The 14949-nt window shown below is 58.4% G+C and carries 10 protein-coding genes and 1 rRNA gene; 3 read left to right on the top strand and 8 right to left on the bottom strand.

The window, feature by feature from the left end; translation table 11 throughout:
* Positions 1–586 precede the first annotated feature (586 nt).
* The 3 genes from HNQ50_RS00050 (at position 587) to HNQ50_RS00040 (ending at position 5946) form a co-directional block, all read left to right on the top strand.
* Positions 587–3718: an Rne/Rng family ribonuclease gene (locus HNQ50_RS00050; RefSeq protein WP_184096295.1), complete on the top strand. Its 3132-nt coding sequence runs from the start codon at positions 587–589 to the stop codon at positions 3716–3718.
* 487 nt (positions 3719–4205) lie between these two features.
* Positions 4206–4961 (top strand): basic amino acid ABC transporter substrate-binding protein, encoded by a 756-nt coding sequence (locus HNQ50_RS00045; protein WP_184096293.1) that lies wholly within the window; start codon positions 4206–4208, stop codon positions 4959–4961.
* A 181-nt stretch (positions 4962–5142) separates the two neighbouring features.
* Positions 5143–5946, top strand: coding sequence for an amino acid ABC transporter permease (locus tag HNQ50_RS00040; protein ID WP_184096291.1), 804 nt, complete (start codon positions 5143–5145; stop codon positions 5944–5946).
* 668 nt (positions 5947–6614) lie between these two features.
* Here HNQ50_RS00040 and mltG read toward each other — a convergent pair.
* From mltG to rrf, 8 genes are all read right to left on the bottom strand, one after another.
* Complete coding sequence (gene mltG / locus HNQ50_RS00035) at positions 6615–7691, bottom strand: endolytic transglycosylase MltG (RefSeq protein WP_184096289.1); 1077 nt, start codon at positions 7689–7691, stop codon at positions 6615–6617.
* The gene (gene yoaA / locus HNQ50_RS00030; protein ID WP_184096287.1) at positions 7651–9618 is read right to left on the bottom strand and encodes a DNA repair helicase YoaA; all 1968 of its coding nucleotides are present in this window, start codon (positions 9616–9618) and stop codon (positions 7651–7653) included. The genes mltG and yoaA overlap by 41 nt, the downstream gene beginning before the upstream one ends.
* 290 nt (positions 9619–9908) lie before the next feature.
* Positions 9909–10667 (bottom strand): SDR family NAD(P)-dependent oxidoreductase, encoded by a 759-nt coding sequence (locus HNQ50_RS00025; protein ID WP_184096285.1) that lies wholly within the window; start codon positions 10665–10667, stop codon positions 9909–9911.
* 13 nt (positions 10668–10680) lie between these two features.
* Complete coding sequence (gene hpnE / locus HNQ50_RS00020) at positions 10681–11976, bottom strand: hydroxysqualene dehydroxylase HpnE (RefSeq protein ID WP_184096283.1); 1296 nt, start codon at positions 11974–11976, stop codon at positions 10681–10683.
* Between the two features lie 12 nt (positions 11977–11988).
* Positions 11989–12825 (bottom strand): presqualene diphosphate synthase HpnD, encoded by an 837-nt coding sequence (gene hpnD / locus HNQ50_RS00015; RefSeq protein ID WP_184096281.1) that lies wholly within the window; start codon positions 12823–12825, stop codon positions 11989–11991.
* 99 nt (positions 12826–12924) lie between these two features.
* A complete protein-coding gene (locus tag HNQ50_RS00010) occupies positions 12925–13572 on the bottom strand; it encodes a DUF4136 domain-containing protein (RefSeq protein ID WP_184096279.1) in 648 nt (215 codons plus the stop codon).
* Between the two features lie 42 nt (positions 13573–13614).
* On the bottom strand, positions 13615–14718 hold the full coding sequence (gene aroC, locus HNQ50_RS00005; protein ID WP_184096277.1) for a chorismate synthase: 1104 nt from the start codon (positions 14716–14718) through the stop codon (positions 13615–13617).
* Between the two features lie 140 nt (positions 14719–14858).
* Positions 14859–14949, bottom strand: a 5S ribosomal RNA gene (gene rrf / locus HNQ50_RS22580); the annotation flags it as partial.

Here is a 14949-nt window from a genome sequence, read left to right as displayed (position 1 = left end):
GCCCTGCATACGCTGGCGATCGCCTTCCCGCCGTACATTCATCGTACCGTTTCCTGTGCCGACACTGGTCGGAAAACACGAAATGCCGCGCGGGAATCGCCTGACGTGCACGTTTGGTCAAAGGTTTTGGGAAGCGGTTAATGCTCGCTCACCGCAATTGAATGCAGCTGATTCACCGCTTTGACGGCTCAGGCCGGCGCAGCTAGTGATGACACGGGCAAAAAGACGGAGTGTACAGCTTACGACTCCGGATTTCGAGCTAACCCTGTCATTGACGCGCAGCTTTGAGGTCTGATCGCGGGTTCAAGCAGCGACAGAAACGCACGTTTATAGAACCACGCACTCACAAGGTTATTAACCGCAAGCTCCACCAAAGCTTGCGCTATACCCGACACCCGGTTTTTTCCGGCGCCCGCCAGAAGCGGACGCTAGACGTAATGGAGATTGCACACGCCCTGACCGGTTCCGCTCTTTGACCGCCCTGCCCCCGCCTTACAACCGGTGGCCACGGGGATGGTGTCGACGAACTGTGGGCGTTGTTGCCCCGGGTTTCCGCCGTGCGAGTGCGTGCGGGAGCCACACGAATATGAAACGCATGCTGTTCAATGCAACGCAGGCCGAGGAGCTGCGCGTTGCGATTGTCGACGGCCAGAAGCTGATCGATCTGGATATCGAAACGGTCGGCAAGGAACAACGCAAATCCAACATCTACAAGGGTGTCATTACCCGCATCGAGCCCAGCCTCGAAGCGTGCTTTGTAGATTACGGCTGCGACCGCCACGGTTTTCTCCCCTTCAAGGAAATTGCCCGCTCTTACTATGCCGACGGTAGTGAAGGTGGCCGGGTTCGACCCGGTGACGCACTGCGCGAAGGCCAGGAGCTGATCGTCCAGGTTGAAAAGGACGAGCGCGGCAACAAGGGCGCTGCCCTGACCACCTATATCAGTCTGGCCGGCCGCTATCTGGTGCTGATGCCGAACAACCCGCGTGGCGGTGGCGTTTCGCGCCGCATCGAGGGTGACGAGCGCCAGGAACTGCGCGCGGTACTCGACCAGCTGGAAACCCCGCAGGGCATGAGCCTGATCGCGCGGACTGCCGCCATTGGCCGCAGCGCCGAAGAACTGCAGTGGGATCTGAACTACCTCTTGCAACTGTGGCGTGCCATTGAAGGCGCCGCAGGTGGCAGTGGCGCATTCCTGATCTATCAGGAATCCAGCCTTGTCATCCGCGCCATCCGCGATTACTTCCAGCCGGATATTGGCGAGTTGCTGATCGACAAGGTCGACATCTACGAGCAAGCCCGCCAGTTCATGAGCCACGTCATGCCGGGCAACGTGAACCGCGTGAAGCTGTATCAAGATGACGTGCCGCTGTTCTCCCGCTTCCAGATTGAACACCAGATCGAAACCGCGTTTGCGCGGGAAGTGACGCTGCCGTCCGGCGGCGCCATCGTGATCGACAAGACCGAAGCGCTTTACTCCATCGACGTGAACTCGGCCCGCGCCACCAAAGGCTCGGACATTGAGGAAACCGCTGCCCGCACCAACCTGGAAGCGGCCGATGAAATCGCCCGCCAACTGCGTCTGCGCGACGTGGGCGGCCTGATCGTCATCGACTTCATTGACATGGAGAACCCCAAGAACCAGCGCGAGGTGGAAAACCGCCTGCGCGAGGCACTGCATTTTGACCGTGCCCGCGTGCAGACCGGCAAGATCAGCCGCTTTGGTTTGATGGAACTCTCCCGCCAGCGCCTGCAACCGTCGCTGGAAGAAACCACCCACATTGCCTGCCCGCGCTGCCACGGCACGGGCTTTATCCGCGGCACCGAATCCTCGGCCCTGAACATCCTGCGCATCATCCAGGAAGAGGCCATGAAGGAAAACACCGGCGCCATCCATGCGCAGGTGCCGGTCGATGTCGCCACCTTCCTGTTGAACGAAAAGCGGACAGAACTCTTTACGCTGGAATCGCGCCTGAAAGTCAGTGTGGTGCTGATCCCCAACATCAACCTGGAAACGCCAAACTACAGCGTGGTGCGTCTGCGTCATGACGACCTGAACCACACTGAAGAGGCCCTGCCGTCTTACCGCATGGTGGAAACCCCGCCAGAAGAAGGCTACCAGCCAGGCCAGGCCCGTGAAGAAATGGCCAAGCGCCAGGAAGCCGCTGTAAAGGGGATCACCCCGGCACAACCGGCCCCGGTCTCCGCCCCGCGCGAACCGGCCGCCGCTGCGGCAACCGCCACCGGCCCGAGCCTGTGGTCGCGCATTGTCAAATTCTTCAGCGGCGAACCGGCCAAGGTAGAACCGGCACCGCAACCCGCCAAGCGCCAGGGTCAAGGCCAGGGCGGTCAGCGTGGCGGCCGCAACGAACGCAATGACAACCGTCAGGGCGGCCGTCGTGATCGCAATGGCGAGCGGAGCGAACGTGGTGGTCAACCGCGTGCTGAACGCGAAGATCGCAACACCACCGATCGCCAGCAGAATGGCGAACGTCGTGGTGGCGGCGCCAGCAGCAAGCCGCGTATCGAAGAAGACATGAACGCCCGCGCCGCCCGCCAGGAGCAACGCAACGAGCGTAGCCGTGGTGAACGCGGTGAACGCCAGCAGGCCGAGCGTGCAGAGCGCAACGAGCAGCAGGCGCAGGAACCGCGTCAGCCGCGCGCACCGCGCCAGGAACGTGAACGCCAACCCAAGCCGGCCGTGGTCGCTGCGGAAGAAAAAGAAGTGATCCAGCAGGTTGCCGCACCGGTTGAAGGTGTGGCCGGCGAACAAGCCGCAGCCCCGGAAGCAGGTGAAGGTCGTAGCCGTCGTCGTCGTGGTCGTCGCGATCGTCGTGACCGCAACGAGAACGAAGCAGTCAACACAGAAGCCACTGCAGACGCTGGTGTGGAAACACCGGCCGTTGCAGAAGCCGTTGTTGCTCCGGCACAACCGGCCAGCGCAGAACAAAGCGATTGGGCTGCTGCCATCAGCGCTGCGACGGTCAACGCCGTTGCTGCCCCGACAGCGGCCGAGCCGGTCGTTGTTGCGGCTGAACCTGTCGCAGAACCGGTAGCTCCGGCACCTGTTGCAGCACCTGGCCCGGTTGCGCCCGCCCCGGTTGCGGTTGTTGCTCCGGTCGTGGAAGCGACACCCGTTCAAGCGGCAACCGGCACCATCGTGACGATGCTGGCCAGCAAGGCTGTAGCAGAGACCGTAACAGCCCCGGTCACACCGGCCGTGGTTGCAGCACCAGAAGTCGCCGCACCGGTAGAAGCTGCCCCTGCGATTGCAGAAATCGTGACGCCGCCCGTCACCGTGGCCGAAGTGGTTGCCGCGGCACCGGCACTGCAACCTGGCCTCTTTGACGAAGCACAGCCAGCCAAGGCTGCGCCTGCGCCCGTCATCGCTGCGCCAGTACTGGATGTCGCTACGCCGGAAGAAGTAGGTCTGGTTCTGGTGGCAACCCGTCAGGATCTGCCAGAAACACCGGCAGCGGATGCCCCGGCTGCACCGACCCGTCGTCGTCGCCGTGACAGCAAGCCTCGTCAAGACAGCGCGGATGCCGCCGCTGAATCGCTGCAGCAAGTAGAAACCGCCGCAGCCCCGACGGCCAGCACCGCTGAAACTGCCGCCCCGGCCGAAGAAGTCCGCACCCGCCGTAGCGCGGCGGCAGATGCCCCGGCCAGCGCACACAGCGAAACCCCGCTGGTGCAGGTGGAAACGCGTAACGACTAAGTGGACTTGTCCGCTGCACCTGAAAGCCGCCCTTGATGGGCGGCTTTTTATTTGGGCACATCCCTGGCATGCCCACACGCAACTGCACCATTGCGGCCCATTTTGGCGTTGCCCATGGCAAGACCGTTCGCTTGCCCATGCCCAGGAGCCGACTTGCCGGCATACAACACGCCCGGTTCAGCCGTATGGCGGCGGGTGTTCGTGGATTCATACGCCAACACCAGGGAAAAGAATTACGGCAAACGCGCCACACTGATCGTTCGGAGCCTGCGTGCTGGTCAAAATATTGCTTTAATCAAGCCCATTGGTGCTGCGCTGACTTGATTGCCGTCAAGGGATAATCCTGATTGCGGCACAGTCCTGGCGCCAATACGCTCCCTATCCGAAGCGTGCAAAGCGGGCGGTGTCGTGGTGACAAGATCACCGGCCGGCCCGCCTGATAATAGTGACTGGAAACAAAACCAACCCGTCCCAGGAGTACTTCGCCATGCAGAACAAGTTCGGCAAACTGTTTGCTGCCCTCACCGCCTCCGTGATTCTGGCCACCCCGGTATTTGCTGCCGGCAAAACCTACCAGGTGGCGACTGACGCCTCCTACGCTCCGTTTGAATCGATGAACGACAAGAAAGAAGTGGTCGGCTTCGATGTAGACGTACTCAAAGCCGTCGCGGCCAAGGGCGGTTTCGACGTGAAGTTCATCAACACCCCATGGGAAGGTATTTTCGCCACCCTCTCTACCGGTGATCGCGACATCGTCAGCTCGGCCGTGACCATTACCGACGAGCGCAAGCAAAGCATGGATTTCTCCGAGCCGTACTTTGAAGCCAAGCAGATGATTGCCGTATCAGGCTCCAGCAAGGTCACCAGATTTACTGACCTGAAGAACCTGAAAGTGGCCGTGCAAACCGGCACGACTGGCGATGAAGTCGTGCAAAAACTGCAAGGCAAAACCAGCCCGAACATCAAGCGCTTTGAATCGACCCCGCTGGCCATTCAGGAACTGTTGTCTGGCGGCGTGGATGCCGTGGTGGCCGACAATGGTGTCGTGATCAACTACGTTGCCAACAACAAAGGCGCCAAACTCAAGGTGGTGGATGACAGCAGCTTTGCCAAAGAGTATTACGGCTACGCCGTGAAAAAGGGCAACAAGGACCTGCTGACCAAGATCAACGCGGGCATCAAGGCCATCAAGGCTGACGGCACCTACGACAAGATCTACAAAAAGTATTTCGGCAACAAATAAGCTCGCCTGAGCCAGCTTGTAATCGCATGAAAAGAAGCGCAACGGCATGCCGTTTGCGCTTCTTTTCATGCATAGCCTTGTTTTGCTTCAATCACGATATTTGCAGTTCAAACCATGCAATCCCTGTATACCCTGAACGTTTTTCCTTTCAACACAGCAGCCTGAACCGGATACGAGACATATGGATTTCAATCAATTCTGGGACCAGGCACAACACACGGTACCGCCTTTAAATCACGTCAATCTGCAGATGATCTGGGAATACCGCCAGATGTTCGTTGACGGCGCCAAAATGACGGTGGTGATCACGATCATCGCGGTATTCTTCGGCACGCTGATCGGCCTCTTCAGCGGCATGGCACGGCTTTCCAGCAACGTCACGCACGGCCCCTGGAAATGGCCATTACGGCTGTTTGCCCGTTGGCCAGCCACGGTTTACATCACCTTTTTTCGCGGCACACCATTGTTTGTGCAGATTCTGCTCATCCATTTTGCGGTCATGCCCTTGCTGGTCCACCCGGACGATGGTTTGCTGATCAGCGGCGATCTGGCCGTCACCCTGCGCCAGGACTATGGGGCCTTCATGTCTGGCCTGGTGGCACTGACCCTTAATGCCGGCGCCTACATTACCGAGATTTTCCGTGCTGGCATCCAGTCCATTGCGCGCGGTCAGACCGAGGCTTCGCGCTCGCTGGGCATGAGCTACTGGCAAACCATGCGCCATGTTGTGATTCCGCAGGCATTTCGTCGCATGCTGCCACCATTGGGCAACGAAGCCATCATGTTGCTCAAGGACAGCTCCCTGGTCTCCGTCATCGGCTTGACCGAACTGGCTTATGCGGCCCGCACAGTATCTGGCGTCTATTCGCGCTTCTGGGAGCCCTACATCACCATCTCGCTGGTGTATCTGGCGTTGACCATGGTGATGGCGGCCGGTGTCAGCAAGCTGGAGCGCCATTTCCACACCAAGGGTGGCATCCAGTAACCCAAAGCCCGACCCACGCAAGAAAGCCCGCAACTGCGGGCTTTTTTATTTATGTATGGGCAAGACATGATCGCCGGCGGTGATCGATAAAAAAAAGCCACAACCTGCTACAGGTTGTGGCTCTGAATTCCCGATTCGGCCGTGCCAAGCCAGAACCGGTAGGACAGGAAACAGTCAAAACGTCATCAAGGCAAACCGGTAGTCCAACTACCTTCTCACCCGGATTCAAACAGGTTTGGCTACCGATTTTTGATCAGAAACCAGACCATGCGATCTGTAGCCAGAAATAAACAGCTACACATCAGAACCGAAAAAAATCGATCGTTTGTTTGCGATCGAGATCTATTGAATGCTGCAAGCTTATCACTGTTTTACTTGATTCAGGCAATATCTACGCTGATTTTTCATGATCGGGCAGGACCACGAAGCCAGCATTACCGCCACTCTTAAACACTTCGATACGGGTTTTCCAGTATCAGTGCGCCCAAAGAATCAATAAATAGCGAGTTGTTGCAACGCAAAACATGACCGAGATTTTTGCCTGGCCGACATGAAAAGGCAAGCGATTTTTGGTAGTTTTAAAATATGAACTACGAAATTGTCTGAAAACAACAACGCCGCTGCCAGAATGGCTGCGGCGTTGTGTTGTGTGCGGTAACGCGACTGGTTTACTGTGCTGCCGACGCCGCCGCCGGCTTGCCGGTCGGCGCCAGAATGTACTTGCGAACCGCCGCATTATGATCGGCCAGACTCTCGGAAAACTGCGAACTGCCATCCCCCCGGGAGACAAAGTACAGCGCCCGCGTATTGGCCGGTTGCACCGCGGCCAGCAAAGACGCTTCGCCCGGATTGGCAATGGGCGTGGGCGGCAAACCGGCCCGGGTGTAGGTGTTCCAGGGCGTATCGGTTTCCAGATCAACCTTGTGCAATGCACCGGTATAACTCTCACCCATCCCGTAGATCACGCTGGGATCGGTCTGCAGGCGCATGCCGGTTTTAAGGCGATTGAGAAATACCCCGGCGACCAGCGGCCGGTCTGGCGCATGGCCAGTTTCTTTCTCCACCAGTGACGCCATGATCAGCACGTCATATGGGGTCTTGAGCAACAGATCAGGCGCGCGTTTATTCCAGGCAGCATCCAGCTTCTTTTGCATGCGTTCGTGCGCCCGTACCAACAACTTGAGGTCTGTGCTGCCACGATCAATGTGATAGGTGTCCGGAAAGAACTGCCCTTCCGGACTGGAAGCATCAATTTTAAGCGTCGCCAGCAATTGCGCGTCGGTCATGGCTTGTGTGTCGTGCCGCAAATCCGGGCTGTTGTTGAGCGCCGTACGCAAGCTGCGCCAGTTTGCCCCTTCAATCAGCGTGAACGAGATCATGGCGGTATCGCCATCCGTCAATTTACGGATCAGGTCGATCAAGCTGGTTGGCGTACTGAGCGTGTAGCTGCCGGCTTTGAGCTTGCGCTCGGCGCCGGTCAAGCGCGCCAGAATGCGAAAGGTCAGCGGCGACTGGATCACGCCTTGCGCCTCTAGCTGTTCAGCGACCTTGCGCGTGCTGCCAGGCTCCAGCTCAAAATCAAGCGGCGTAGTTTGCTGTTGGGGCACGACAATGGCGTTATAGGCGCCAATGCCGCCCAGAATGAGGATGATCAGCAAGGTCAGCAACAGCAAGCCGGTAAAACGGCCAGAGGGCGACGCGGTATTAGCTGGTTTGTTCTGGCGACTGGTCTTGCTGCGGGGCATGGTTGCGTTTGGCTTCAAAGAATCGTTTTACGGTATCGGGTTCGCGCGTACGGTACATCGGCGGCAAGCTTTTCCACAACAGTTTGCCATACGGTTTATCGACTAACCGCGTGTCGCAGATCATCAGAATACCGGTGTCGGTTTCGTCACGGATCAGACGCCCAGCCCCTTGTTTGAGGGCAATGGCCGCATGCGGTATCTGGTACTCCACAAAGGCGCTGCGCCCTTCCTTGTTCATTTGCTCAATACGGGCGGCCAGTACCGGGTCATCCGGTGGCGAGAACGGCAGCTTGTCGATCACCACCAGCGACAACTGCTCACCCTTGACGTCAATCCCTTCCCAGAAGGTCTGACTGGCAACCAGAATCGCGTTGGGCGAGCGGCGGAACTGATCCAGCAATTCGGTCCGCGAGCCCTGCCCTTGCAAGAGCAGCGGCCATTCCAGCTTTTCATCTTTTAGCCGCTGCGCCACCAGTTCATGCGCTTCGCGCATGGCACGCAGCGAAGTAAACAACAAGAAAGCGTGGCCGTGTGTGAGCTTGAGCAAGGGCCAGGCTTGATCGACCACCTTGCTGGTAAACCCGGGCGAGTTGGCATCTGGCATATTGGGCGGCACGTACAGCACCGCCTGCTTTTTGTAATCGAACGGACTATCCCAGGTGCCGGTTTGCGCATCCCACAAGCCCAGTTCGTGCTGGTAGTGGGTGAACTTGCCGTTGACCGCCAACGTGGCCGAAGCAAAAATCCAGGCGCGTGGATTGCTCTTGAGTTGCTTCTGGAACACCCGGGCAATGTTCAGCGGCGTGGCGTGCAACATGAAGCCATGAGAGAGGATGTCGATCCAGTGGACTGCCTCTTCGTCATCTCCCTTTTGCCAGTTTTCCAGCGTCTCGCGCAATTCGTGCGCGCGCCGGGCTGCGTTTTCCAGCGATTCGGCCCGCTCGGCTTGTGCGGCTAACAGGCTTTGCAAGGTGGTCAGGCAGGTCAGCATGTCGGCGAGTGCCTCGGCAAAGCCGGGCAACTCACTCACCTGATGGAGCGGAAACCGCGCCGGTTCGGGCTTGAATACCAGCCGGAAGTCCCGCACGGATTTTTCCAGCGCCTCGGCGGCCTGCGGCAGTTTGACGAAGTCTTTGGCAATCACCAGACCTTCGCTGCGCGCATCGCGGGCAATCTCGATCAACTGACCGCTGGTGACGGTCTCGCCAAAGAACAGACTGGCGACGTCCGGCAACTGGTGGGCTTCATCGAAAATCACGGTGTTACAGGCCGGCAGCAGTTCGCCCGCGCCTTCATCACGCAGCCAGACATCGGCAAAAAACAGGTGGTGGTTCACCACGACCACATCGGCCTCTTGCGCTTCTTTGCGGGCCTTGAGCACAAAACAGTCTTTGTAATTGGGGCAGTCGCTACCCAGACAGTTATCCCGCGTGGACGTCACATGAGGCCAGATGGGGGCATCTTCCGGCACACCGGTGCAACCGGCCTTGTCACCCGATTGCGTGATCTTGGCGTAGCGCTCGACCTTGTGCAGGTCGGCAATGTCTTCCTTGCGCAGAAAACGCCCTTCGTGGCGGGCGCGCTCAAGGTGGTAATGGCAAACATAGTTGGCGCGCCCCTTGAGCAGGGCCACGGTCACCGGCACGCGCAACACGTCACGCACCAGCGGGATATCTCGCTGGAACAACTGATCTTGCAGCGTTTTGGTTCCGGTCGAGACGATGACTTTGCCACCACCCAGAATAGCCGGCACCAGATATGCAAAGGTCTTGCCGGTGCCGGTACCGGCCTCGGCGATCAGTTGGCCTTTTTCATCGATAGCCGCTTTGACTGCCTGTGCCATTTCCAGCTGCGCCTGACGTAGCTTGTAGCCAGGAAAAGCTTTGGCAAACGGGCCTTCGGTGGAAAAAAGGTGTTCCAGGTCCATGAGATCTGCGCGTGGGTTAACGCATGATTTTACCAGTGTGTGCAGGCGGACGGAGAACGGTAGCGATCAAAAAGCGGGCGACAGACAAAAAAAAGCCCCGTGAGTAACGGGGCCGATCAGCCAAATAAGAAGGAGACGCTATGTGGGGTGCTCACCCCAACCGGCTGGAGCAGCCGGCACTGCCTTGGCAATGAATGTCAAGTAGTCTGGAAGTAATACTAGCAGATTGTTGCACCAAGGCAACACTGTAAATATTTACACTTGGCGCACTGGCCGCGATATCCCCGCGATCAGGTTTCACTCGCATCAAAACGTAGTACCTGGCCACTGCGGCCACGGCTTTGCGGGCCCAACCAATACAGAATCGCCGGCACGATATCGGCAATCTGCGGCAAGGTAGACCAGGCTTCTGCAGGATGTGTTTTGGTGCGGAACGGCGAGTGGATGGGCCCCGGCACCAGCAGATTGATCCGCAGGTTTTCTTGTTTGTCCCATTCGTCCGCAGCAATCGTCACCCACGTATGCTGGGCCGCTTTGGAGACCGCATAACCGCCCCAAAAGGCCTTGGGCTCCAGGCCATGATGTTCGCCCAATACCAGCACCGCTGCGTCTGGCGACTCGGCAAGCAAGGGCATCAAGGCACGGGTCATGGCAAAGGGTGCGGCCACATTCACCCGAAATTGCTCCATCCATTCATCCAGCTTCTGGTTCGCCAGTGGGGAGAGGTGCGCAAAGCCGTTGGCTGCATGCAAAATGCCATCCAGCCGGCCAAACTCTTTGCTCAACACCATACCCAGTTGCGCCAGTTCGGTTTCCCCTGCCTTGGCCAGATCCATGGGTACGGCCGCCGGGCGTGGCCCACCGGCGGCTTCAATGGCGTCATACACTTTGGCCAGTTTTTTCTCATTGCGCCCCATCAGCACTACCGTGGCGCCTGCGCCAGCCAGCGCCAGAGCCGCGGCCTGGCCAATGCCTTGCCCGGCACCGGTGACCAGAATGACCCGGTCTTTGAACGCATCTGCAGCTGGTTGCGTGGTTTTCCAGTCCATATTGCCGTTCCTTTCAGTTCAGTGCCTTCAGCAGTGCATCGGCCGCTTGCTGGCCACTTCTGACCGCGCCTTCCAGCGTGGCCGGATAATCCAGCGCGGTATAGTCGCCCGCCAGCCAGAGCGTTTCAAATGCGGTGGCATTCTGCGGCCGCACCATATCTGGCGTGCAGGCAAATGTGGCCCGCTTCTCGTTAATCACCCGATGCGAGATCGGCTCACCCCAACCGAACGTGGCGCTCAGCTCTTGCGCCACCCGCGCAGCCAGCTCCGCCTGGGGCCAGCTACTGTGCACGCCTTTGGCGGAGAGCACCACTGCAATCAACCCAGCCTCAGCGTGGGTTTGTCCCCGATCAAAAACCCACTGGCATAATCCACCAGAGCACCCCAGCATGGGCTGGGGCAAGCCGATTTCTGCGGGATATTGATAATAGAGCGTCACAATCGGCTGGAATTCCCAGGACTGGATTTGCTGCACCACATCCGCCAGAACCGGTTTGCCGGTGTCATCCTGCAACATGTCCAACCGGTGCGGCGGCAATGCCACGATGACGCCGTCAAAACGCGCAGCCAGATCATTAATCAACCATTGGCCCTGATCTTGCCGCAATCGCGTGACAGAAACACCGGTCTCGATACGGCCGCCGCGCGCCGTGACGAACTCGCCTGCGGGCTCCGGAAACAAAGCAGAAAAATCAATTTTGGGAAATAACAAATCAGAAGCCGCCCTGCCCCCGCCCAGCGAGTCTCGCAATACGTTCAGCAAAATCTGAGCGGATGCAGTTTCGATGGGGGTATTGAGCGCAGCCACGGTCAACGGTTGCCAGAAACGCGCGACCAGATCGCCCGGCTGCCGGTGTTGTGCCAGCCATTGCGCCACGGTCAGATCGACTTGAAGCCGCCAACCCGCTAGCTGGCTAATCAACATCAAGCGAATCAACGCCAGCCGCGCCGACCAGGACAAGCCCCTGGCCGTTAGCAGCCCCCCCAGCAGATGCAACGGCGCGGGTAGAAACGGGCAGCGCAAATGAAAATCAGGCTGAACATTCAGGTTCAGGGGGGTACGCAAGAAAGCGTCCTTGAGCTCGACACCCACTTCCTGCATCAAGCCAAGGAGTGTGGTGTACGCCCCAATCAGCAGATGCTGACCGTTGTCGAGGCGCCGTCCATCAATGGCAATACGCCGCGCCCGCCCACCGAGTACCGGGCCGGCTTCATATACACAAACGCGGACGCCCTGCCGCGCCAGTGCAACGGCGGCAGCCATACCGGCATAGCCCCCCCCAATCACCGCAACCGAACGCGCATTCATGGCCAAAGAGGTTTAGCCCCACCACCAGGTACGCCAGGCCAGCCACAGCTTGCGTATCGGTGTCAGACTCAGACGCTGGTTGAGTACTTTGGTCACGCCATCCCGCTTGATTTCTTCCAGCGTGGCCCGGTAGATGGCCGCCATCACCAGACCAGTACGCTGCGTCTTGCGGTCCGCTGCCGGCAACTCGGCAATGGCCTGCTGGTAGTAGTGCTGCGCGCGCTCAATCTGGAAATCCATCAGCGCACGGAATTCTTCGGTCTCGCGGAAATTGAGAATGTCCGCAGCGGGCACATTGAAACGCTGCAGCTCATCCACCGGTAGATAGATACGGCCACGACGGGCATCTTCACCCACATCACGGATGATATTGGTCAACTGGAATGCCAGGCCCAGATCGTGCGCGTATTTGAGGGTCTTGCGGTCGGTATAGCCAAAAATCTGCGCCGCCATTTGCCCAACGACCGAGGCCACACGATAGCAATACAGTTGCAGGTCTTTGAATGAGGCATAACGCGCGCCATCCAGATCCATCTCCATACCGTCGATGATTTCCAGAAACAGTTCACGCGCCAGATCGTATTTCTTGATCGCAGGCAACAAGGCGCGAGTTACCGGATGCTGTGGATTACCGGCATACAGGTTGTCGATCTCGGCCCGCCACCAGCTCAGCGTAGTCCGGGCGACACCTTCGTCGTGGGTTTCATCAACGACATCATCCACCTCGCGGCAGAAGGCATAGAGCGCAGTAATGGCACGGCGCTTTTCCAGCGGCAGGAAGCGGAAGCTGTAATAAAAGCTGGAACCGCTTTTCGCGGCTTTGTCTTCGCAATACTGATCAGGCGTCACAGAGTGGTGTCCGGCAAAAGTTCGCGCAATTGTAGCGAAAAGCGCCTCTTCCTGCTGGAACCAATGCGCCGCTCTGGCGCAATCTGATGTGTGAGCGCCTCAGTGCGGTACGGGCAGCAACAACCGCACAGTGCTGGTGGTACCGGAAAAACCCGGAAAGCTCTGGAACAACGCGCGCGTCAACCAGGGCAAGGCTGTATCGATGTCCTGAGTATCCGAACGATTCAGCGCCTTGCCTTCGTAGAGCTTGGCAAAGCGCCCTTGCTCCAGTAACTGGCGATCAGAGATATCGACCGTCAGGAAGCGGGTGTAGACCGTGGACTGGATTGATTGCGTACCAACCACCCCGGTCTGCGGGTAATAAGCCGGTACATAGACACGGCCAGTCGGCGTGCTGTACCAGTTATAAAACACACCATAACCCACAGGCCCCCAGACAGGCTCCTGGGTCACAACAATCTGGCCGTTATCCACACCGTAGTTCAGCGACACCAGCCAATCCGCCCGTTGCGGGTTGTCTGCCTGCACCAGACCGGCGTTGGCCAGCTCCTGCGCGACCTGCTGTTCTGCCGTGTGATCCAGCAGGCTTTGCGACTGGGGAGCCTGCCGGGTGAAGGCAAACTGCTTGCCCGCCACCGAACTGGCCAGCGTGTGGCGTACCGTCACCTGGGCAACGAACTCCGGCGGCGGAGTTGCACAACCTGCCAACCACCCTGTCACCAGACACAGCAACAAAATCCGTTTCATGCAGTTTGCCTCAAGCGAGCCGGAACAGAATACGCCAATAAATCAGCCGCCGATCGCTCCCGGAATACGCGGCGTATCCACTTTAACGTCTGCGCACTGGGCGCGATGACGCAAAGCGTGATCAATCAATACCAAAGCCAGCATGGCCTCCGCAATCGGGGTTGCCCGAATACCCACACAGGGGTCATGCCGGCCTGTGGTCGCCATCATGACCGGGTTCCCGGCCTTGTCGATGGAGCGGCGTTCCTGGGCAATGCTGGAAGTCGGTTTGACCGCCATATTGACGACAATATCCTGACCGGTGGATATCCCGCCCAATACACCACCGGCGTGATTACTGGCAAAGCCGTCCGGCGTCAGTTCGTCACAATGTTCAGAACCGCGTTGGGCGACACTGGCAAAACCGGCACCCACTTCAACACCCTTGACGGCATTGATACCCATCATGGCATAGGCGATATCCGCATCCAGACGGTCATAGACCGGCTCTCCCAGACCTACCGGCACCCCTTCTGCAACGACGGTGATCTTTGCACCAACCGAGTCACGTTCGCTGCGAATCTGGTCCATATAGGCTTCCAGTTGCGGCACGATCTCGTTATTAGGGGCAAAAAAGGCGTTTTCACCCACCTGATCCCAACTCTGAAACGGGATTTCAATCTCGCCCAGCTGGCTCATGTAGCCGCGAATCTGAATGCCAAACTTTTCCTTCAACCATTTTTTGGCAATAGCACCTGCGGCCACACGCACGGCCGTTTCTCGCGCAGAAGAACGACCGCCACCACGATAATCGCGGATACCGTATTTGTGCCAGTAGGTGTAGTCAGCGTGGCCAGGGCGGAAGGTTTCGGCGATCTTGCCGTAGTCCTGGCTGCGTTGATCCTGGTTGCGGATCAACAATGCAATCGGCGTACCCGTCGTTTTGCCTTCAAACACACCGGAAAGAATTTCGACGGTATCAGGCTCTTTACGCTGGGTAACATGGCGGGAAGTGCCCGGCTTGCGGCGATCCAGTTCAGCCTGGATATCGGCCTCGGTCAATTCCAGCCCGGGTGGGCAGCCGTCAACCACACAGCCAATTGCCGGACCGTGGGATTCACCAAAAGAACTGACACTGAAAAGAAGACCAAAAGAATTGCCAGACATCGTCACTCCCGATTCTCTCAGTCAGCAGCGCTGACCAGATTTTGCACAAGAGGAAGAGTTTAACATGCCGGCGTACTGCATTGCGGGAGCGCACAAAGCAAAACGCCCGTACAGTTGTCTGTACGGGCGTTCTAATGGGTGTCTGGCAATGTCCTACTTTCACACGGGTAATCCGCACTATCATCGGCGCTAAGTCGTTTCACGGTCCTGTTCGGGATGGGAAGGCGTGGG

Source organism: Silvimonas terrae (assembly GCF_014202765.1).
In the GTDB taxonomy this organism is placed as follows: domain Bacteria; phylum Pseudomonadota; class Gammaproteobacteria; order Burkholderiales; family Chitinibacteraceae; genus Silvimonas; species Silvimonas terrae.
Note: the sequence above shows the minus strand (reverse complement) of the source record. Positions and strands in the feature narration are given on the sequence as shown.

What these genes read in the sequence shown, in the direction of transcription:
- HNQ50_RS00050 (WP_184096295.1), top strand. Translation starts at nt 587, where the DNA reads ATGAAACGCATGCTGTTCAATGCAACGCAGGCCGAGGAGCTGCGCGTT.
- HNQ50_RS00045 (WP_184096293.1), top strand. Translation starts at nt 4,206, where the DNA reads ATGCAGAACAAGTTCGGCAAACTGTTTGCTGCCCTCACCGCCTCCGTG.
- HNQ50_RS00040 (WP_184096291.1), top strand. Translation starts at nt 5,143, where the DNA reads ATGGATTTCAATCAATTCTGGGACCAGGCACAACACACGGTACCGCCT.
- mltG (WP_184096289.1), bottom strand. Translation starts at nt 7,691, where the DNA reads ATGCCCCGCAGCAAGACCAGTCGCCAGAACAAACCAGCTAATACCGCG.
- yoaA (WP_184096287.1), bottom strand. Translation starts at nt 9,618, where the DNA reads ATGGACCTGGAACACCTTTTTTCCACCGAAGGCCCGTTTGCCAAAGCT.
- HNQ50_RS00025 (WP_184096285.1), bottom strand. Translation starts at nt 10,667, where the DNA reads ATGGACTGGAAAACCACGCAACCAGCTGCAGATGCGTTCAAAGACCGG.
- hpnE (WP_184096283.1), bottom strand. Translation starts at nt 11,976, where the DNA reads ATGAATGCGCGTTCGGTTGCGGTGATTGGGGGGGGCTATGCCGGTATG.
- HNQ50_RS00010 (WP_184096279.1), bottom strand. Translation starts at nt 13,572, where the DNA reads ATGAAACGGATTTTGTTGCTGTGTCTGGTGACAGGGTGGTTGGCAGGT.
- aroC (WP_184096277.1), bottom strand. Translation starts at nt 14,718, where the DNA reads ATGTCTGGCAATTCTTTTGGTCTTCTTTTCAGTGTCAGTTCTTTTGGT.